This is a genomic window from Brachybacterium horti (genome assembly GCF_054777615.1).
The window spans coordinates 710,878-731,190 of record NZ_BAAHAM010000003.1; the positions used below are offsets into that span (position 1 = coordinate 710,878).

The following is a 20,313-nucleotide window of genomic DNA, read 5'->3' on the forward strand; positions in this document are numbered from 1 at the left end:
CTCAGCGGCTCGCAGCAGTGCGCGCATGCAGCGGACCGCTGCCGTCCCGCAGCGGCTCGACGGTGCGGCGCTCGGCCCGCACGGCCAGGATCTCCGCGAGGATCGCGACCGCCACCTCCGACGGGCTCCCCGCCCCCAGGTCGAGGCCGATCGGGGAGCGCAGCCGCGACAGCGCCTCCTCGTCCACCCCGGCCTCCCTCAGCGCCGTGCGCCGATCGTGATCGCTGCGCCGGGACCCCATCGCACCGACGTAGGCGATGTCCAGCCGCAGAGCGGTGGCGAGCACCGGCACGTCGACCTTTGGATCGTGCGTGAGCACGCAGACCATGCTGCGGGCATCGAGATCCCCGCGCTCCGCGGCCGCAGCCAGGAACCGGTGCGGCCAGGCACGCACCACCTCCGCACCCGGGAACGCCGTGGGATCGGTGAACGCCGGCCGATGGTCGCACAGCGTGATCCGCAGCCCGAGCGGCCGCGCCGCCTCCACCAGCGCCTGCCCGAAGGCGTTCGCCCCGCACACCACCAGGTGCGCGGGCCGGATACGGGACTCGACGAACAGGTCGATCGTCGAGGCGCCCGCAGGGAGGCGGAGGGTGCCGGTGCGAGCCTCGCGGAGCATGGCGGCGACCTGGGCGCTCCCTGCCTCGAGCAACTCCGGGGGGAGCAGCATCGTGAGCGCGCCGCGGACCTCCTCGGCCCCGTCGCCCGCGAGCAGGACGGCGCGCGGGCCGTCGGAGTCGTCACCCTCGGGAGCGACCGTTCGTGGTACGTCGGAATCTCGCGGCAACCGGGTCACGTAGGCGGCGGGGGACGGGTCGTCGACCGTGCCGAGGGGGCTCCGCGCCCCCGGGGGCGGGGCAGCGAACGGCTGGATCAGCACCTCGAGCGAGCCTCCGCACATCAGTTCGACGGCGAAGGCGTCCTCGTCGCTGAACCCGAAGCTCCGGAGGCTGCTCCCCCCGGTCTCGAGCGCTTCGCGGCAGGCCTCGAGCACCGCTCCCTCGACGCAGCCGCCGGAGAGCGAGCCGTGCAGTGCGCCATCGGCGCCCACCAGCATCGAGGTGCCCACGGGCCGCGGCACGGAGCCCTGGGCGGAGACGATGGTCGCGACGGCGCAGGGGACCGGATCGGAGGCGCGGGCGAGGCGCTCCCGGGCGCCGTCGAGGATGTCGAGCACCTCCTCAGACTATGCCGCGGCCCGGATCGACGCGACGGTTCCGACCTCTCGATCGGGCGGGGTGCAGATCACCGAGGCGGTGCTGCTGGTGGCGGCCGTCGGCGTCTCGACGGTGTGGATCCTGCGCTCCACCGCTTCGATCGCTCCGAGGTGCTCGGCAGGGCTGTCGAGGAACATCCCGACCGCGTCACCGCCCTCGAGCCGTGCGGCGACGGGCCGGCTCGGGCGCGGACGGCAACCCCGGGTCTCAGCCGGCGTCGTCGAGGGTGACCCGTCCCGCGCAGATCCCCGTGAGCTCCGGGCGCACGCCGTCGATCTCGATCACGTCGCCCACCTGGTGGGCCATGACAACCCGCTCCCCGCCCGGCAGATCGCTGGGCGGGGAGGTCTGCCGGACGATGGTGGCGACAGGAGCCGTCGCCGTGTGGTCGACGACGTTCGCGCTCAGCGAGATCCGCCCGCCGGAGCCGGTCTTCGGCACGGAGCCCCCCGACGGAGTCCTTCTCCGCGCTGCTGCAGGAGAACGTCCTGGACCGCGAGCGCCGGTGGACCGGAGAAGAGCTGCGCATCGCGATCATCACCTGGATCGAGCGGACCCACCACCGACGGCGGCCGCCCCCCGAGGTGGGGACGGCCGCCGTCGTGCGCAGGGCTCGGGGGATCAGCCCGTGTTCTTCAGGCCCGCGGCCACACCGTTGATCGTGGTCAGCAGCGCCCGCTGGAGCTCGGGGTCGACCTCCTCGCCCGCCGCGGCGGCGGCGCGCACGCGCTGCAGCATCGCGACCTGCATGTAGGAGATCGGGTCGAGGTAGCGGTCGCGCACAGCGAGGGTGCGCTTGAGCACGGGCTGGTTGTCCAGCAGCTCGAGCACACCGGTGAGGCGCTCGAGCTCCGCGACGGAGAGCTCGTACTCCTCACGGATCCGCTCGAACAGCGGCCACAGCCGCTCCGGCACCAGCGAGTGCACGTAGTGGGCGGCGATCTGCATGTCGGTCTTCGCGAGCGTCATCTCGACGTTGCTGATGAGCGAGCGGAAGAAGTGCCAGTGCTTCAGCATCTCGTGGAGATCCGGCTCGAGGCCCGCCTCGCGGGCGGCCTTGAGGCCGGAGCCGGCGCCGAACCAGCCCGGGACGATCTGGCGGGACTGGGTCCAGCCGAACACCCACGGGATGGCGCGCAAGCCGTCGAGCCCCTTGTCCGAGGTGGCGCGCTTGGAGGGACGCGAGCCGATGTTGAGATCGCCGAGCTGCTCCACCGGGGTGGAGGTCACGAAGTACTCGGGCAGGTCGGGGTCGTCGGCGAGGGTCCGGTACCGCGTGAAGGCGGCGTCGGAGACCTGCTGCATGACCTCGCCGAAACGGTCCAGCTGCTCGGGGGTGGTGCGCGGCGCGGTGTGCAGCGCGGAGCCCTCGATGACGGCCGCGAGCGAGAGGTCGAGGTTCTCGCGCGCGAGCGTGGGCAGCATGTACTTGTCGGAGATGACCTCGCCCTGCTCGGTGAACTTGATCTCGCCCTCGAGCACGCCGTACGGCTGGGCCAGGATCGCGTCGTAGGTGGGGCCGCCGCCGCGGCCGACGGACCCGCCCCGGCCGTGGAACAGGCGCAGGGTGACCCCGTGGCGGGCCGCCGCGTCGCGCAGCGAGCGCTGGGCCTGGTGGATCTCCCACTGGCTCGTGATGACGCCGGCGTCCTTGTTGCCGTCGGAGTAGCCGAGCATGACCTCCTGGCGGTCGCCGTTCAGGCGCACGATCTCGCGGTAGGAGGGGTCCGAGAACAGGCGCTCGAGGATCTCGCCGGAGCTGCGGAGGTCCGCGACCTCCTCGAGCAGCGGCGCGAAGCCGATGTCCGCCCGGTTCTCGTCACTGCCCGGCCCGCCCGCGAGGGTGATGAGCCCTGCCTCGCGCGCCAGCAGCGCCGCGGCGAGGACGTCGTCGGCGCCGTGCGTCATCGAGATGATGTAGGTCTCGATCGCGGCGGTGCCGTAGGAGCGGTGCGCCTCGCGGATCTCGCGGAACACGCCGTAGGTGGTGCGCGTGGCGTCGTCGAGGATGGTCTCGTCCTCGGAGATCGCGGCGCCCACGAGCGGCCGGCGGCTCGAGAGCTCCGAGGAGAGCACGTCCGTGCGCTCGTCGCGGGAGAGCTCGGCATAGGGCCGGTCCAGCTCGCCCACGCGGTCGAACAGACGGGCGGCGACCTCGTGGTGCTTCTCGGAGTGCTCGCGCACGTCGAGGGTCGCGAGGTTCAGACCGGAGCCGGCGAGCACCTGCTGAGCGATCGCGACGGTGCCGTCGGCGACCTTGTGGGCGCCATGGCGGGAGAGCGCCGCACGCAGCACCTCGAAGTCCGCCTGGAGCTCCTCGCCGTCGCGGTAGTCCTTGCCGTCCACGTGCGCGTCGCCGCTGCGCAGCCGTGCACGGGTCGCGGCGAGCTTGGCGCGCATCGCGCCGAGCTTGAGGCGGTAGGGCTCCTGCTCGAAGAGGCGCTGCTGGTTCTCGTCGACCTGGGACTCGAAGGCGAGATCGGCGCGGAGGCTCTCGCGGAGCTCCTCGTCGTCGCCCGTGAGTACGGAGGAGATCGAGAGATCGGAGATAAGGTCGTTGATGACCTGGGTCGCGATGTCGATCGCGGCCTCGGCCTGGAGCTGGAGCACCTCGCGGGTGACCTGCGCGGTGACGAAGGGATTGCCGTCGCGGTCGCCGCCGATCCAGGAGCCGAAGCGCAGCGGGACCTGGCGCTCGGAGAGCTCCGCCCCCTTGGCGCGGAGCTCCTCGCGGAGGTCGTCGAGGAACCCGGGCAGGGTCTGGAGGTAGAGCTGGCGCAGGTAGTAGAGGACGTTGCGCGCCTCGTCCTGCGGGGTGGGCCGGTCACGGCGCAGCTCGTCGGTCAGCCACAGGCCCTCGATCGCCTCGGAGAGGTCGTGGTCCTGGCGACGGCGCTCGACGCTGCCCTCCGTGGTCTCGGTGCCGAGGAGGTCGGAGATCCGACGCAGCTTGGTGAGCACGGCGCGGCGGGAGGCCTCGGTGGGGTGCGCGGTGAAGACGAGGCGCACATCGAGGGAGTCGACGGCCTCCTGCAGGCCCTCGGGGCCCACCTTGTCCACGACGCCCTGGACGGCGCGGGGCACCCACGACTCGGCGGTGGGGCGCTCCTGCAGGGCGCGCACGCGGTAGACCTGCTCGGCGGCGTTCGCGAGCAGGAAGTACTGGGTGAAGGCGCGGGTGAGCGGCGTGGCCTGGGTCAGGGGCAGCTCGGCGAGCCGCTTCTGCACGTCGCGCGCGGTGGCGGTGCTGCCCGAGGACTTGGCCTCCTTGGTCTGCTGGCGCACCTGCTCGACGAGGTCCAGCAGCTCCTGACCGTGCTGGTCGGAGAGGGTGCGGCCCAGGAGCGTGGACAGCCGCCTGACCGTCGCCCGCAGCGGGGCGTCGATGTGCGGGTCGTCCCCGACGACGGGGAACTCGCTCGTGAGCGTGGGCACAGGGAACGCGTCGGTCTCTGGCACGGGGCCTCCTGATGATCGGCGGCGCCGCAGCACGGCCGCCGACGGTGCGAGCGACCGCGACGGCGCGGGGAAACGCCGCCCAGACTACCGCGCGCCCGTTCCGCGCCCATGGGGAGGGCCATTCCTCGGGACACCCGCCCGCCCACGCCCATCACACCGGCGACGGTCCGATTCCGTTCCATCCCAGGCCCCAATACGGAACGGAATCGGACCATCGCCACGCAAGTGCGCGGCGCGGCGGGCGGGGCGCGGCGGGCGGGGGCGGGCGGGCCGACGGGGCGGCGGGTGGGCAGGTGGGCGGGTGGGCGGGTGGGCGGGGGCCGCATGCCGGCCCGGGAACGCCGACGGGCCCCGGCGCTGTGCACCGGGGCCCGTCGATCGAGGGCGGAGACGAGAGGATTTGAACCTCCGAGGCGGTTTATCACCACCTACTCCCTTAGCAGGGGAGCGCATTCGGCCGCTCTGCCACGTCTCCTCATGACCGTCCGGTGAGAGCACCGGGTGAGGACATGCCGTGACAGCATACGGGAGCCCGAGCATGCGCACCAAAGCGGCGGGAGGGCGATCACGTCACAATCCTGCGACCGGCCGACGGGGGCGGCTCCCGGTCGCGGGACCCGCACCTGCGGCGAGAGTCGTCGGCACCATCGGCGCCGTCCTGTGCCCCGCCGACGACGCGCTCAGAGGCCGAGCTTCTCCTGCAGCAGCGCGATGTGCTTGGGCGTGCCCACCCGGTACTTCGCGAACTCGATCCTGCCCTCGGCGTCGATCGCGAAGGTCGAGCGGATGACGCCCTCGACGAGCTTGCCGTACATGTTCTTCTCGCCCCAGGCGCCGTAGGCGGCCATGACGGCGTGCGACTCGTCGGAGGCGAGGTCGTAGGGCAGGTCCTGCTCGGCGATGAAGCGGTCGAGCTCGGGCACCGGATCCGGGGAGACGCCGATGACCCGGTAGCCCGCGTCGACGAACATCTGGTGGTTGTCCCGCAGGTCGCAGGCCTGCTTGGTGCACAGGGAGGTGTTCGCGGCGGGGTAGAACCACAGCAGCGCGGGGGCGCCGGCGAGGTCCTCGAGCGTCACGCGGCCGCCGCCCGCGAGGGGCAGGTCCAGGGCGGGGGCGGCATCGCCGACGGCGAGCTTGACGGGGACGGAGGTCATGGGGCTGCTCCTCGGGGGGCGGATCGGGCGGGAGGGAGGTTCGGTGGGAGGCGGGGCGCGTCAGTGCTCGGCAGGGCCCAGCAGGTGCTCGACCACGGTGACGACGCCGCGCTCCGCGTTGGAGGGGGCGACGTAGCGGGCGAGCGCGAGGATTCCGGGGTGCGCGTTCGCCATCGCGAAGGACCAGTCGGCGACGGCGTACAGGCCCGTGTCGTTGAGGTAGTCGCCGAACACGGCGGTCTGCGCGCGGGTCACGCCGAGCGCCTCCTGGAGGGCGAGCACACCCTGCCCCTTGTCGACCTCCTGGTTCATGACGTCGATCCAGTGCTGACCGGAGACGACGACCTGCTCGGTCTCCGCGAAGCGGGCGAAGGCGGGGGCGGTGGCCTCGGCGTCGACCGCGTCGTGCACGGCGAGCTTGAGGACGGGACCCTCGACGTCGGCGAGGTCGCCGACGACGGTGAGGTTCCGGTAGTACTTGCGGGCCTCGGCGAGGAAGGCCGGATCGGTGCTCTCGACGAAGGCGCCCTCGATGCCGCACCGCACGAGGCCCAGGGCCGCTCCGCCTGCCGTGAGCTCGCGGACCAGCGCGAGCACCGCCTCCGCGGTCGCCTCGGCGACGACGGTGGTGCCGACGACCTCGCCCTCGTGCACCACGAGGGTGCCGTTCTCGGCGATGTAGCTGGCGACGCCCTCGCGGCCGGTCGCGGCGTCGGGGCCGAAGGTCGCCTGCAGGGTCGCGAGCTGGCGGCCGCTCGCGGGGACGAAGGCGACGCCGCGCTCGCGCAGGCGGTCCATGAGCTCCCAGAAGCCCTCGGGGATCTCACCGCTCGGGGTGAGGAGGCTGCCGTCCATGTCGCTCACCACGAGGCGGAGGTCCGCGGCGCCCGCGGGGATCGTCTCCCAGCTCGCCGGGGTGGTCGTGGGGCCGACGGCGGCGGCGTCGGCGGTGGTGACAGCGGCAGTGCCGTCGACGGTGGTCGGGTCTGCGGGGCTGGGGGTCACGGGGTCCCTTCCGGGGGTCTGAGGGTGCTCCCCCATTGTGGCCCGGCGGCACGGCGGGCGGCGCTCAGCGACGGGCGAGCGGGAGGTAGGTCTCCCGGAAGATGCGCTCCGCGTGCCGGTCGCCGAGCAGCAGCAGCTTCACCGCGCCGGAGGGGATCGACTCCGAGTCGTAGGAGAGCGTGCCGTCCTCCCCTGCGACCGCGACGATGTGGCAGCCGGTGCGGCGATGCACCTCGGAGTTGCGCACGCTGCGGCGCACGAGCACCCGCGGGCACGGCACGAGGAACAGCTCGTTGCCCTCCGCGATGAGCACGCGGTGGCTGAGCCCGGCATGGTTCCACAGGTCCGTCGCGCCGATCGTCGCGTAGGAGAGCACGCTGTCCGCGCCGGCGCGGTAGAGCGTCGCGACGTTCCGCTCGTAGGTCGCGCGGGAGACGATCTGCAGCTCGGGGCGCAGGCGCCGGCAGTAGAGGGTGAGGTAGACGTTGAGGTCGTCGTCGTGCGGGGTGACGAGCACGCCGGAGGCCTCCTGCAGTCCGGCCTCGCGCAGCACGCGCTGGTCCGCCGCGTCGCCGTGGACCACCTGATAGCTCGCGGTGCCCTCGCGGGCGCCGGTCGAGGCCTCGACGCGGCCGGGTATCTGCTCGACGATCATGCTGGGCACGCCGTCCTCGCTGAGCGCGCGGGAGGCGGCGCGGCCCACGCGGCCGCCGCCGAGGATCACCACGGGCGCCTCGAGCTGCTGCCCGGCGAGGAAGGCCGCGTCGAAGACGGCGAGGTTCTCCACCTCCCCCGCGAGGATGAGCACCGTGTTCTCGGTGATGCGCTGCTCGGGCTTGAGGGGGCGCAGTCGGCCCTTGCGCATGATCGCGAGGATGCGCACACGGGAGGAGATCTCCGCGGTCGCCTCCGCGAGGGTGCGACCCACGAGGGAGGTGCCGCGCGCGGCGGCCTCCGCGATGACGGTGCTGCCGAAGCTGCCGATCCGGTGCACCTGGCCGGTCGATCCGAGCACTCGGCCGGCCATCTCGGTGCCGAGCTCCGCGCCGAGCTGGAGCACGTGGTCCGCGCCGGCGAGGCCGAGCACGTCGACGCTCGCCCATTTCTCCGCGGTGACCGCGATCGGCACCTCGCCGGAGACCTGCCGCACGGTGAAGGCGACGTTGGTGTTCGCGGTGTCGGAGAGGGTCGAGGCGATGAGCTTCGCGCGGTCCGCCCCGGCGTTGCGGTACGTGTAGGCGGAGTCGAGGGGGCCGACGACGACCTGGAGGCCCAGGTCGTGAAGGCGGCCGGCCTCGACCGGGTCCTCGACGACCATGACGGCCGGGGCGCCGGAGCGCTCGGCCCGGGCGATGAAGGTCTGGGTCACCGCGTTGGAGCCCACGAGGATCACGTGGTCGCGCAGCTGCGGGCTCACCTTGCGGGGTGTGCGCGCAGTGTGCCGCATGTCCAGCCACGGCGTGACCATGTAGTTGATGACGAAGAAGGGCAGCAGCACGAGCAGGAAGACGACGCCGCTGAGCAGGACGAGCAGGGAGAACAGCCGCCCGGCGTCCGACTCGAAGGTCACGTCGCCGTAGCCGAGCGTGGTCATCGTGGTGATCGCCCAGTACACGGCGCTGATCCACGAGTACTCGCGGCCCTCGCGGGCCATCAGCGCGTGGAAGATCGTGGCGTAGCCGCCGATCATCGTGAGCCCCACGACGAGGAACACGAGCCCCGGTCCCAGGCGTCGCCGTGCGGTCCGGCGATCGGCGCGGCTCGGGCCGCGGCGCGGTTCGATGGGGTCGCCCATCAGTGCTCCTCCCCTCGAGGCCCCTGGACGGACCCTGCTGTGACGGGGCCAGCGTAGGCCAGCGCGGGGGCTCCCGCGGACGGCCGTCGGCGGCCCGGCGCGCCCGTCGCTCAGCCCTCCCGGCGCGGTGCCAGGCCGCGCGGGAGCGCGATCTGCAGCGCCACCAGGAGCACCGCGAGACCCGCCCCGGCGGCCAGCGCCGCCCCGCGGGAGACGACGACGTCGAGCACGAACACGGCGACCGCGACGAGCAGCAGGCCCAGCAGGAGCAGCGCGACCTGCACGAGCACGCCGACCGTATGGACCATCCGGTCCTTGAGGCGCCGGCGGAACAGCTGCCGGTGCAGGCTCACGGGGGTGAGCAGCAGGGCGACGATGACGAGGGCGAGCAGCAGGAGCCCGAGGTAGAGCGCGGTCTGGAAGGCGTCCAGCTCGGGGAAGCGCGCCTGGAAGGGCAGCACGACCAGGAAGGCCGCGAGGATCTGCGATCCCGTCTGCAGGACCCGGATCTCCTGCAGCAGCTCGTTCCAGTTGCGGTCGAGGGTCTCCGCGCGGCTCTCCTCGCGCTCGTAGCGCGGGGCCTGCTGCTCCTCGCTCACCGCCGGTGCGCGTCGATCGCCCGCACGCCGCGCCAGGCGGCGGGGATGAGGACCGCGGCGATGACGGCCTTCACGAGGCCGCCCGCGAGGAACGGGGTGACGCCCACGGCGAGGATGCCGGCGAGGTCGTAGCCCGCGCCCATGACGACGTTCAGGATGTAGGCCATGTAGGGCACGCCCACGAGGAAGGGCACGATGCTCGCGGCGACGAAGCCCACGAGGGCGAGCCACGGGCGGCGGTCCCAGGCGCGCTCGGCGAGCCAGCCGGCGAGGAACGCCGCGGGCACGAAGCCGAGGATGAAGCCGAAGCTCGGGGTCATGATCGCGGCGAGCGAGCCGGAGAAGCCCGCGAACACGGGCAGGCCCGCGAGGCCGGCGACCATGTAGGTCACGAGGGCGGCTGCGCCGCGACGCGCGCCGAGGGCGGAGCCGACGACGAGCACGGCGAGGGTCTGGCCCGTGATCGGGACGATCGGCAGCGGGATCTCGACCTGTGCGAGCAGCGCCACGACCGCGGCGCCGGCCGCCACGAGGACCGCGTCGAGCAGCCACGAGGTGCGGTGCAGCAGGGCGTCGGCGAGCACCGGTCGGCGGGTGGGGACGGCGGGGGCCAGGGCGGTCATCGGACTCCTCGAGGAGGGGCGGGCACGGGAGCGACCAGGGTAGACCAGCGCCGACGCGCGCCGCGCGCGGTGACCGCGGCGCCGCTCAGAGCAGCTCGCGCAGGCCCGGTGCGAGCACGGCGAGGGCCCAGAGCGTGCAGGCGGCGAGCACGAGCAGGTAGCTGCCGATCCAGACGGCGGCCGGCAGCGGGGTGAGGCGGGCGAGCTGCGCGGGGTCGTCGCCGCGGCCGCCGCTGCTCGCGACGACGAGCACGTGCCTCCAGGCGCCCATCAGCAGGAAGGCGCCCACGGCGAGGGTCACGAGGGCGACGAGCGCGGGACTCCCCCACCACCACACCGCGCCGACGACGGCGGCGCTGCCGAGCACGGCGAGCACCGTGTGCACCGAACGGGTGAAGACGAGGGAGACGAGCAGCGCCGCCAGCGCGACGGCGAGCGCGGTCCCGGCGGCGCCGGCGAGCGCGACCTGGATCAGCACGGCCCCGAGGAGGGCGGGCGCGGGGTAGCCGGACCAGGCGGAGATCACGCGGCCCGGCCCCCGCGGACGGCCCACGGTGATCGCGTGGCCGGACATGTCCGCGGAGACGACGAAGCCGGTGAAGCGGCGGCCCGCGAGGATGCCCGTCACGGCGTGTCCGAGCTCGTGGACGATCGTCACGGCGGGGCGCAGCAGCCGCCACAGCGGGGAGACGAGCACGGCGACCAGGGCAAGGGACAGGGAGACGAGGGGCCACCAGGTCCCGCTCGGCGCCGGTCCGGGCGCGGCGCGGTCCCCGATCTCGCCGAGCAGCGTGGGCAGGTCCATCCGGCCATGGTGCCAGGGCCGGCCCGGCGCGCCCTGGGAGCGGGCGGGCGGGTGCCGGAGAGGCTCACCGCCGTACCCTGGCATGCGGCGGTGAGCGCCGGGGACGCCCGGCGACGGCTCCGGCCCCGCCCCGATCCCCGAGGACGTCATGACCCCCTCCCCCGCCGTGACCGCGGACGCCCCTGCCCATTCCCAGGAGCGGCCGCCCACCGTGCTCTCCGCGCTGCGCTCCCCGCGCCGGCTGCGGATCGAGCTGCTCTCCGGACTCGTCGTCGCGCTCGCGATGATCCCCGAGGTGCTCTCCTTCTCGGTGCTCGCGGGCGTGGACCCGAAGGTGGGCCTGTTCACCGCGGTGATCATGGCGATCACGATCGCGGTCGTGGGCGGGCGGCCGGCGATGGTCTCCGCCGCCGCGGGGGCGACGGCGCTGGTGATCGCGCCGCTCGTCGCCTCGCACGGCACCGACTATCTCGTCGCGGCGGTGCTGCTCGCGGGGCTGATGCAGATCCTGCTCGCGCTGCTCGGCGTCGCGCGGCTCATGCGCTTCATCCCGCGCTCGGTCATGACGGGCTTCGTCAACGCCCTCGCGGTGCTGATCCTGCTCGCCCAGCTGCCGCACCTCGTGGGGCGGGACCTCCCATGGCTCGTGTACCCGCTGCTCGCCCTCTGCCTCGTGCTGCTCGTGGTGGTGCCGCGGCTGACGTCGGCCGTCCCCGCCCCGCTCGTCGCGATCGTCGTCGTGACGGTGCTCGTGGCCGTCACCGGCTGGCAGGTGCCGGACGTCGCGGACCAGGGCGAGCTGCCCTCCTCGCTGCCGGTCCCGGGCCTGCCGCACGTGCCGCTCACGCTCGGGACGCTGCGGATCATCGCCCCCTACGCGCTCGCGATGGCGCTCGTGGGGCTCATGGAGTCGCTGCTCACCGCGAAGCTCGTCGACGACATCACGGACACCCGCAGCGACAAGACCCGCGAGTCCTGGGGCCAGGGCGTCGCGAACCTCATGGCCGGCGCGTTCGGCGGCATGGGCGGCTGCGCGATGATCGGCCAGACCATGGTCAACGTGAAGCAGGGCGGGGGCCGCACGCGACTGTCGACCTTCAGCGCGGGCGTGTTCCTGCTGATCCTCGTGCTGCTGCTGAGCGAGGCCGTGGGGCGGGTGCCGATGGTCGCCCTCGCCGGGGTCATGCTCGCCGTGTGCGCCTCGACCGTGGACTGGCACAGCCTGCGCCCCTCGACCCTGCGCGCGATGCCGCTCTCGGAGACGGTCGTGATGGCGGTGACCGTCGTCGCGACGGTGTGGACGCACAACCTCGCGATCGGCGTGGTGCTCGGCGTGCTCACGGCGATCGTGCTGTTCGCGAGGCGGGTCGCGCACCTCGTGCGCGTGGAGCCGGAGGGGCCGACCATGGCTGACACGGCCGACGGGGCCGACGGGGCCGACGGGGCCGACGGGGGCACGCTCACCGTGCGCCGCTACCGGGTGCGCGGCCAGCTGTTCTTCGCCTCGAGCAACGACCTCGTCCACCGGTTCGACTACGCGGGCGACCCGGAGGAGGTCGTCGTGGACCTCTCCGCGGCGGAGGTCTGGGACGCCTCGACCGTCGCCGCGCTGGACGCGGTGGTCACCAAGTACGCCGAGCGCGGCAAGCGGGCACGGATCGTGGGTCTCGACGGGGCGAGCGCACGGCGCATGGAGCGGCTCTCCGGGCGGCTCGGCGCCTGAGCGCCCGTCGCCATCCCGTCCGTCGGGCCCCGCGGGTAGCCTCGGCCCCGTGACCGATCGCCGCAGCACTCCCCCGCCGATCCCCACCTCGATCGCCGTGCGCGGTGCGCGCGTGCACAACCTGCAAGGGATCGACGTGGACATCCCGCTGCAGTCCCTCGTCGGCATCGCCGGCGTCTCCGGCTCCGGCAAGTCCTCCCTCGCGATGGGCGTGCTCTACGCGGAGGGCTCACGGCGCTACATCGAGGCGCTGTCCACCTACACGCGCCGCCGGCTCTCGCAGGCGCCGCGGGCGGACGTCGACGAGGTCGCCCACGTGCCCGCCGCGCTCGCCCTGCGCCAGCGGCCCTCCGTGCCCGGCGTGCGTTCCACCTTCGGCACCTCCACCGAGCTGCTGAACGTGCTGCGGCTGATCTTCTCCCGGCTCGCCGCGCACCTGTGCCCGAACGGCCACCGGGTCCCGCCCACCCTCGACGTCGCCGCGGAGGTCCCCTTCTCCTGCCCCGAGTGCGGGGAGCAGGTGATCGCCCCGGGCGCCGAGGAGCTCGCCTTCAACGCCGAGGGCGCCTGCCCGCGCTGCGACGGGGTCGGCACGATCCGCTCCGTCGACGACGCGTCCCTCGTCCCCGATCCCACGCGGACCCTCGAGGACGGCGCCGTCGTCCCCTGGCAGATGTTCGGCTTCAACGTGCAGCCCGCGATCGCCCGCGAGTTCGGCGTGCGCATCGACGTGCCCTGGCAGGACCTCGAGGAGTGGGAGCGGCAGATCGTCCTCGACGGTCCCGAGGAGAAGAAGCACATCACCGTCACCTCGAAGAAGGGGCTGCACGAGCTGGACTTCACCTTCCGCAACGCGCGCCTCACCGTCACCGAGGAGCTGCGCCGCGCGGACACCGAGAAGCGGCTCGCCCGCGTGGACCGCTTCCTCACCGAGAGCGTCTGCCCGGACTGCGAGGGCACCCGGCTGTCCCAGCGCGCCCGCGGGCCGCGGATCGGCGACCTGGGCCTCGCCGACGCCACCGCCCTCACCCTCGACGCGCTCCTGGCCTGGGCGCCCACGATCATCGACCCCCTGCCGGAGAGCATGCACCCCATGGCGCGGGTGCTCGTCGAGCAGCTCGTGTCGATGGCGGGGCGGCTCACCGAGCTGGGCCTCGGCTACCTCGCCCTGGACCGGGCCGGCTCGAGCCTGTCCACGGGAGAGCTGCAGCGCGTGCAGCTCGCCCGCGCCGTCCGCAACCGCACCACCGGGGTGCTCTACGTGCTCGACGAGCCGAGCATCGGCCTGCACCCCTCGAACATCGAGGGCCTGCTGGGGCTCGTCGAGGACCTCCTCGCCGACGGCAACTCCGTGGTCCTCGTCGACCACGACGTGCAGGTGCTGCGCGCCGTGGACCACCTCGTCGAGATCGGTCCGGGCTCCGGCGCGGAGGGCGGCACCGTCATCGCGCAGGGCACCGTCGAGCAGATCGCCGCGGCGCCCGCCTCCCGCCTCGGCGGCTTCCTCGACGGCCGCGAGGAGGTGATCGTGCGGGAGCGCGCCGCGGGCGACGGGGAGTCGCTGCGCCTGGTCACCGACGCGATCCACACCGTCCACCCGCTCGAGGTCGAGCTGCCCCGCGGCCGCCTCACCGCCGTCACCGGGGTCTCCGGCTCCGGGAAGACGACGCTCGTGCTCGACTCCCTCGTCCCCGCGGTGCAGGCCCTCATCGACGACCGCCCCCTGCCCGGCCACGTGCGCTCCCTCGAGGCGCCCGGCATCCGGCGCGTGCACCGGATCGACGCGAGCCCGATCGGCGTGAACGTCCGCTCCACCGTCGCGACCTACTCCGGCGTCATGGACGAGCTGCGCCGCGCCTTCGCCCGCACCGAGGACGCCCGTGAGCGCGGGCTCACGCTCAGCGACTTCTCCTACAACACCGGCTCCCTGCGCTGCCCGCGCTGCGAGGGCACCGGGCAGGTCTCCCTCGACGTGCAGTTCCTGCCGGACGTCGACATCGACTGCCCCGAGTGCGGCGGCCACCGCTACGGGCCGCAGGCCGACGCGATCCTCCGCCCGCGGGCCGACGGCCCCGGCGACGTCTCCCTTCCCCACCTGCTGTCCCTCTCCGTGCGGGAGGCGATCGGTCTCGTCGACGACCTCCACTCCGTGCGCCGCCGGCTGCAGGCCCTCATCGACCTGGGCCTGGGATACCTGACCCTCGGCGAGGACACCCCGGCGCTCTCCGGCGGGGAGGCGCAGCGGCTCAAGCTCGCCGGGCAGATCGACCGCCGCCAGGACGACGCCCTGTTCGTCTTCGACGAGCCGAGCGTGGGCCTGCATCCCGAAGACGTCCGCACCCTGCTCGCCGTGCTCGACCGGCTCGTGGAGCACGGCGCGAGCGTGGTCGTCATCGAGCACGACCTCGACATGATCGCCAATGCGGACCACGTCCTCGACATGGGCCCGGGCGGCGGCGAGGCCGGTGGCCGCGTGGTCGCCCTCGGCACCCCCGAGGAGGTCGCCGCGGATCCGGCGAGCGTGACCGGCCGGCACCTGAGGGCGCATCTCGCCGGGGAGGGCTGAGCACCGCTCCTGGTCGCAGCAGGCCGACGGGCCCCCGCCGCCGCTCAACTCCCCGCGTCGGCCAGCAGCCGCACGAGCGTGCTGCGTCCCAGCTCCGCCATCGCGGGCGACGTCCTCTCGTAGTACCAGACCAGCCCGATCGCCTGCGCGAAGGCCCAGGCCTCCCCGCGCCGCCAGGTCAGCTCGGGCACGCGGAGGTGCTCGCGCAGCAGGGCACGGGGGCCGGCGTCCAGCAGGTGCCAGGCGACGACGAGGTCCAGGGCGGGATCCGCGGGGCCGAAGCCGCCGCTGTCCAGCACTCCTGCGAGCCGGGGCGCGGCCCCGCCGTCCAGGAGCAGGTTCGCGGGGATGAGGTCCTGGTGGCTCATGACGTCCACGTCCTCCCGCGGCAGCTCCCGCCACCGCTCCCAGGCTCGGCTGAGCTCTGGGACGGGCAGCAGGTGCTCGCTGCGGGCGAGGCACTCGGCGATCCAGGCGTCGTGCGCGCGCAGGTCCCCGCCGCGACCCGTGCCGGAGAAGGTCCGCCCGCGGGTGGGCACGGCCCGCAGCGCCTTCAGCAGCTGGGCGAGGTCGAGGGCGAGGGGCACGGATCCCGCCGCGCCGGTGGGCGTCGCGATCTCGCCGGGGACCCAGGTCTGCAGGGACCACGGGAGCGGGTAGCCGTGGCCGCCGCGGCCGATCATGAGCGGCCGCGGCGCGGGCACGGGGATCGCTCCGGCGAGCTCGGCCATCGCGGCGTGCTCCCGCCCGAGCGCCGCCCGCACCGCGCGCGGGTCCTCCCCGATGAGCGGGAATCGCGCGACGAGCTCCTCCCCCACCCGCACCACATGGCTCGTGGTGCCGGCTCCGGTGAGCAGGTGGATCTCGGCGTCGGCGGGCAGCTCGACGTGCGCGGGCGCCTGCTCGCGCAGCAGCCGCTCGGCGACGGCGCGGGTCAGCGAGTGCTGCCCCTCGTGCAGGGCATCGTCGGCGCTCATGGCCGGGCCGGCCGGGGTGCGGGGTTCGTGCGGGCCACCTGACCTCCTCTGCGCGGCACGGGCACAGGCACTGTAGTCCCCTCACGCTCCCCGGCCGCGGTCCGGGCCGGCCCGGGGTCGGCCGCTGGAACGCCCTCGCCCCTGGTGACGGCGCGTTGATACCGTCGCGGCACCGACCCGAAGGAGTCCCGATGACCGTCGTCGTCACCGCCGTGTTCTTCCCCGCCGAGGGGAAGCAGCAGGAGCTCGCCCAGGCCATGCAGCGCGGCATCGCCGCCGTGCACGAGGAGGCGGGCTGCGAGAAGTACGCGATCCACGCCGCCGAGGACGGCACCGTCACGATGATCGAGAAGTGGACGAGCGCCGAGGACCTCGACGCGCACGGCTCCGGCAGCGTCGTCGAGATCCTCCGCGGCGACGTCGCGGATCTCGTCGCGAAGCCCGCGGTCGTCACCCGCATGACCCCGATCGCCGCCGGCACCCCGGAGCAGGGCCTGCTGTGACCGCCTCCGACGCCCAGGACTGGGAGGAGTTCCGCCGACGTCGCGACGCGGGCCTCGCCGCCCCGCACTCCGTGCTCGCCCAGGTGGGCCTGCACTGGGTGGAGGAGGGCGCCGGGGAGCTGAGCTTCCCCGGCGTGCCGGGCACCTGGGCGCTCGAGGGCGGCCGGCTCGTCTCCCGGGGCGCACCCTCGGACTTCACCGTCCTCGCCGAGCCCGCGCAGGTGCAGGTCATCGAGGTGGGCGGAGAGCGCACCCTCACCCTGCTCGATCCGGGCGACGTGCAGCTCGGCGTGACCGACGCGGGCGTGCGGATCGACGTCGTCCGCCGCGGCGACCGCACGGGGCTGCGCCCCCTGGACCCGGCGACCCCGCGCCGCGCCGGCTTCACCGGCGTCCCCGTCTTCCCCCACGACCCGTCGGCCGTGCTCGAGGGGAGCTTCCGCGCGGACCCGACGACGGTGACCGTCGGCTCCGCGCTGCCGTGGCTCACCCAGCAGCTGCCCTCCCCCGGCGTCGTCGTCCTCGACGTCGACGGTGAACAGGTCGAGCTGCGGGTCACGGGTGACGGCACGCTGATCCTCACCGACGAGACCTCCGGGACGGAGACCTCGGACTGGCGTCAGGTCCCCGTCGAGATCGACGGCGAGCGCGCCCGCGTGGACCTCAACCGTGCCCTGAACTTCCCCTCCGCCTTCAGCGCCTTCGGCACCTGCCCGCGGCCGCCCGAGGGCAACCACCTGCCGATCCCGGTGCGCGCCGGCGAGCGCCGCATCGAGCCGACGGAGCGCTGACGGCCCGGTGACCACGACGGAGGGCCCGGAGGAGACGCACGCCGCGTCCCCCGCGCACGGCCACGTGCCGTGGGGCACCGTGCTGCGCAACGTCGCCCTCGTCACGGTCGTCCTGGTCATGATCTGGCTCGCGTTCAACGTCCGCCTGCCCTCGATCGCGGGGATCCGGGCCGACGTCGACGCCGCCGGCGCCTGGGGCCCGATCGTCTTCGTGCTGCTCTACGCGGCGGTCGCGACGACCCCCATCCCGGTGACGATCATGGCCGTGGCCGGCGGGATGATCTTCGGGGTCCCGCTCGGGACCCTGCTGTCGCTGATCGGCGTCGTGACCGGCTGCCTGGGCGGCTACGGGATCGCCCGCCTGCTCGGGGAGCGCACCGTGATGCGCCTGCTCGGCTCCCACGCCGCGGTGGTCGAGGACCGGCTGGCCGGCGGCGGTTTCTACGCGGTCTGCACGCTGCGCCTCATGCCGGGCATCCCCTACTGGCCCGTGAACTACGGCAGCGGCGCCCTCGGCGTGACGGCCCGTGACTTCCTCGTCGCGACGCTCCTCGCCTCGCTGCCGGGCCAGCTCTCGCTCGTCGCGGTGGGCGCCTTCATGGGATCGCCGGACGTGCCGCACGGGGTCGTGCTCGGCTGCTCGTGGGCGCTCGTGATCGTCCTCACCGTCCTCGCCTTCCGGCGCTGGCGCGGCACGCGTGCCCAGGCACCCGCGGAGGGCGACGCGTCACAGGACCCGGGTATCGCGGTCGGCGAGGCCTGACCGGCGGATCCGCGGAGAACTAGACTGCGTCCAGCCGCCGGGATCTTCCCCTGCCCTCCGAGGGCACCCGGCGACCGGAGCACGGCACCCGCCGCGCCAAGCCCGTCCCCCGGGGCACCGCCGTCGGTCCCCCGGCCGTCCCCGAGGACACGTGATGACCACAGCAACCGAGGCGCCGCGCGGGTTCAGCCCGCGGGTGGCGCTCCAGAAGGTCGGCACCTCGCTGTCGAACATGGTGATGCCGAACATCCCCGCGCTCATCGCGTGGGGCATCTTCACCGCCTTCTTCATCGAGAAGGGCTTCACGCCGGTCCCGGCGCTGGGCGGGTTCGCGGACTCCGCGGGCACCCCGCACACGGGGATCGTCGGCCCGATGATCCACTACCTGCTGCCGCTGCTCATCGCGAACACGGGTGGCCGGATGGTCTACGAGGCGCGCGGCGCGGTCGTCGGCGTCGTCGCGACGATGGGCGTCATCGCCGGATCCGACGAGCTCATCGCGCAGCTGAACCTCACCCAGCCGGCGGACGAGCAGATCGGCCAGGTGCACATGTTCATCGGCGCCATGATCATGGCGCCGCTCGCCGCCTGGCTCATGAAGAAGCTCGACCGCCTGTGGCAGGACCACATCCCGGCGGGCTTCGAGATGCTCGTGAACATGTTCTCCGCCGGCATCTTCGCCTTCCTCATGGCGGTCGTCGGCTTCTTCGGCCTCGCCCCGGTCGTCAACGGGTTCATGAGCCTGCTGAGCGCCGGCGTCGAGGGCCTGATCGGCCTGGGCCTGCTGCCGCTCGTCTCGATCCTCATCGAGCCCGCGAAGGTCTTCTTCCTCAACAACGCCATCAACCACGGCGTGCTCACGCCCCTGGGCCTGGCGCAGGCCTCCCAGGACGGCAAGTCGATCCTCTTCCTGCTCGAGGCGAACCCCGGCCCGGGCCTCGGCATCCTGCTCGCCTACTCGATCTTCGGCCGCGGCGCCGCACGCGCCTCCGCCCCCGGTGCCGCCCTCATCCAGTTCGTCGGCGGCATCCACGAGATCTACTTCCCGTACGTGCTCATGAAGCCGATCCTCATCCTCGCCGCGATCGGCGGCGGCATGACCGGCGTGTTCCTCAACGTCCTGTTCCACACGGGCCTGCGCTCCCCTGCCGCTCCGGGGTCGATCATCGCGATCCTGGGCGCCGCGACGCCTGACTCGTACCTCGGCATCATCATCGCCGTCCTCGGGGCGACCGCAGTCAGCTTCGTGCTGGCCATGCTCCTCCTGAAGGTCGGCAAGCAGGACGACGGCGACCTCGCCTCCGCGACCGCGAAGATGGAGCAGATGAAGGGCAAGAAGTCCTCCGTGGCGGGTGCCCTCACCGGCGCCGGCGCGGCGGGCGCGGGCGCCGCCTCCGCGGCCGACGACTCCGCTCACACCGGCCCGATCCAGCGGATCGTCTTCGCCTGCGACGCCGGCATGGGCTCCTCCGCCATGGGCGCGACCGTGCTGCGCAAGAAGGTGCGCGGCGCCGGTTTCGACGACGTCGAGGTCACCAACAAGGCGATCTCCTCGCTGAACGACGAGTGGGACGTGGTGGTGACCCAGAAGGAGCTCACCGACCGCGCCCGCCAGCGCACGGGCTCCGCGATCCACGTGAGCGTGGACCAGTTCATGAACTCCCCGCGATACGACGAGGTCGTCGACCTCGTCCGCAGCCGCAACAACGGCGAGGACGCCTCCGACGCCGCCGCGACGGCCGACGGCGGGAACGCCTCCGGCACCGCCGATGCCGGTGCGGGCGCGGCAGCCACCGCGGCCGGGGCCGAATCCTCGACCCGGGGTCGTCACGCGGCGGAGGCCCCGTCGGATGCCCCTGCGACGGGAGAGGGCGCTCCGGCCGGCGCCGCGCCGCAGATCCTCTCCCGGGACTCGATCGTCCTGCAGGGCTCCGCGACCGGCTCCGACTCCGCGATCGACGAGGCGGGCTCCCTGCTCGTCGCCGCAGGCGCCGTGGGCGAGGACTACGTCTCCGCGATGCACGACCGCGAGGCCTCCGTCTCGACGTTCATGGGCAACGGCCTGGCCATCCCCCACGGCACGAACGAGGCGAAGTCCTCGATCCGCCGCTCGGCGATGACCTTCACCCGCTACCCGGGCGGCATCGACTGGAACGGCAGCCCGGTGACCTTCGTCGTCGGCATCGCCGGCCAGGGCAACGAGCACCTCGAGCTGCTCCAGAAGGTCGCCATGACCTTCTCCGATCCCGCCCAGGTCGAGCGCCTCGAGAAGGCGACCAGCCCGGACGAGATCCTCGACATCTTCGGTTCCGACAAGGAGTGATCCACCC

At 73.5% G+C, this 20,313-nt stretch carries 17 protein-coding genes, 1 tRNA gene and 1 pseudogene; 7 read left to right on the top strand and 12 right to left on the bottom strand.

The features are described 5' to 3' along the window. Position 1: 1 nt before the first annotated feature. The 3 genes from ACYVAP_RS12690 to ACYVAP_RS12700 form a co-directional block, all read right to left on the bottom strand. Positions 2-1,177, bottom strand: a complete 1,176-nt coding sequence (locus ACYVAP_RS12690; protein WP_498860902.1) for an XdhC family protein — start codon at positions 1,175-1,177, stop codon at positions 2-4. A 9-nt stretch (positions 1,178-1,186) separates the two neighbouring features. Then, positions 1,187-1,354 carry a hypothetical protein gene (locus tag ACYVAP_RS12695; RefSeq protein ID WP_498860903.1) on the bottom strand — a complete coding sequence of 56 codons (168 nt, stop codon included), beginning with the start codon at positions 1,352-1,354 and terminating at the stop codon, positions 1,187-1,189. Positions 1,355-1,424: 70 nt separating this feature from the next. Next, entirely contained in the window at positions 1,425-1,658 is a 234-nt protein-coding gene (locus ACYVAP_RS12700) for a hypothetical protein (protein ID WP_498860904.1), read from the bottom strand. A gap of 14 nt (positions 1,659-1,672) precedes the next feature. Between ACYVAP_RS12700 and ACYVAP_RS12705 the strand changes: the two are divergent. Then, positions 1,673-1,876, top strand: a pseudogene (locus ACYVAP_RS12705) (hypothetical protein); the annotation flags it as partial. Here the strand turns inward: ACYVAP_RS12705 and ppc are convergent. The 8 genes from ppc to ACYVAP_RS12745 all read right to left on the bottom strand — a co-directional run bounded on the left by ppc (position 1,839) and on the right by ACYVAP_RS12745 (position 10,660). After that, the gene (ppc, locus tag ACYVAP_RS12710) at positions 1,839-4,676 is read right to left on the bottom strand and encodes a phosphoenolpyruvate carboxylase family protein (protein WP_498860905.1); all 2,838 of its coding nucleotides are present in this window, start codon (positions 4,674-4,676) and stop codon (positions 1,839-1,841) included. The pseudogene ACYVAP_RS12705 and the gene ppc sit on opposite strands and share 38 nt — an antisense overlap. 385 nt (positions 4,677-5,061) lie before the next feature. Continuing rightward, a tRNA-Ser gene (locus ACYVAP_RS12715) sits at positions 5,062-5,151 on the bottom strand. A 205-nt stretch (positions 5,152-5,356) separates the two neighbouring features. Next, positions 5,357-5,833, bottom strand: a complete 477-nt coding sequence (locus ACYVAP_RS12720; RefSeq protein ID WP_498860906.1) for a peroxiredoxin — start codon at positions 5,831-5,833, stop codon at positions 5,357-5,359. A 60-nt stretch (positions 5,834-5,893) separates the two neighbouring features. After that, positions 5,894-6,838, bottom strand: a complete 945-nt coding sequence (locus tag ACYVAP_RS12725; protein WP_498860907.1) for an HAD-IIB family hydrolase — start codon at positions 6,836-6,838, stop codon at positions 5,894-5,896. A gap of 64 nt (positions 6,839-6,902) precedes the next feature. Further along, on the bottom strand, positions 6,903-8,633 hold the full coding sequence (locus ACYVAP_RS12730; protein WP_498860908.1) for a potassium channel family protein: 1,731 nt from the start codon (positions 8,631-8,633) through the stop codon (positions 6,903-6,905). A gap of 110 nt (positions 8,634-8,743) precedes the next feature. After that, a complete protein-coding gene (locus ACYVAP_RS12735; protein WP_343906523.1) occupies positions 8,744-9,232 on the bottom strand; it encodes a DUF6328 family protein in 489 nt (162 codons plus the stop codon). Beyond that, positions 9,229-9,855 (bottom strand): biotin transporter BioY, encoded by a 627-nt coding sequence (locus ACYVAP_RS12740; protein WP_137771554.1) that lies wholly within the window; start codon positions 9,853-9,855, stop codon positions 9,229-9,231. The genes ACYVAP_RS12735 and ACYVAP_RS12740 overlap by 4 nt, the downstream gene beginning before the upstream one ends. 85 nt (positions 9,856-9,940) lie before the next feature. After that, positions 9,941-10,660 (bottom strand): M50 family metallopeptidase, encoded by a 720-nt coding sequence (locus ACYVAP_RS12745; RefSeq protein ID WP_343906527.1) that lies wholly within the window; start codon positions 10,658-10,660, stop codon positions 9,941-9,943. 148 nt (positions 10,661-10,808) lie between these two features. Here ACYVAP_RS12745 and ACYVAP_RS12750 point away from each other — a divergent pair, with 148 nt between their 5' ends. Continuing rightward, complete coding sequence (locus tag ACYVAP_RS12750; RefSeq protein ID WP_498860909.1) at positions 10,809-12,383, top strand: SulP family inorganic anion transporter; 1,575 nt, start codon at positions 10,809-10,811, stop codon at positions 12,381-12,383. Between the two features lie 49 nt (positions 12,384-12,432). Continuing rightward, positions 12,433-14,949: an excinuclease ABC subunit UvrA gene (locus tag ACYVAP_RS12755; protein WP_498860910.1), complete on the top strand. Its 2,517-nt coding sequence runs from the start codon at positions 12,433-12,435 to the stop codon at positions 14,947-14,949. Between the two features lie 44 nt (positions 14,950-14,993). On the opposite strand, the gene ACYVAP_RS12760 is transcribed toward ACYVAP_RS12755, so the two are convergent. Next, positions 14,994-15,926, bottom strand: coding sequence for a phosphotransferase (locus ACYVAP_RS12760; RefSeq protein ID WP_240811165.1), 933 nt, complete (start codon positions 15,924-15,926; stop codon positions 14,994-14,996). Positions 15,927-16,117: 191 nt separating this feature from the next. Between ACYVAP_RS12760 and ACYVAP_RS12765 the strand changes: the two genes are divergently transcribed. From ACYVAP_RS12765 to ACYVAP_RS12780, 4 genes are all read left to right on the top strand, one after another. Next, the gene (locus ACYVAP_RS12765) at positions 16,118-16,429 is read left to right on the top strand and encodes a putative quinol monooxygenase (RefSeq protein WP_264451388.1); all 312 of its coding nucleotides are present in this window, start codon (positions 16,118-16,120) and stop codon (positions 16,427-16,429) included. Then, the gene (locus ACYVAP_RS12770) at positions 16,426-17,220 is read left to right on the top strand and encodes a DUF1684 domain-containing protein (RefSeq protein WP_498860911.1); all 795 of its coding nucleotides are present in this window, start codon (positions 16,426-16,428) and stop codon (positions 17,218-17,220) included. The genes ACYVAP_RS12765 and ACYVAP_RS12770 overlap by 4 nt, the downstream gene beginning before the upstream one ends. Before the next feature lie 7 nt (positions 17,221-17,227). Beyond that, positions 17,228-17,983 carry a TVP38/TMEM64 family protein gene (locus ACYVAP_RS12775; protein WP_498860912.1) on the top strand — a complete coding sequence of 252 codons (756 nt, stop codon included), beginning with the start codon at positions 17,228-17,230 and terminating at the stop codon, positions 17,981-17,983. 154 nt (positions 17,984-18,137) lie between these two features. Then, positions 18,138-20,306, top strand: a complete 2,169-nt coding sequence (locus ACYVAP_RS12780) for a PTS sugar transporter subunit IIA (protein WP_498860913.1) — start codon at positions 18,138-18,140, stop codon at positions 20,304-20,306. Positions 20,307-20,313: the final 7 nt, after the last annotated feature.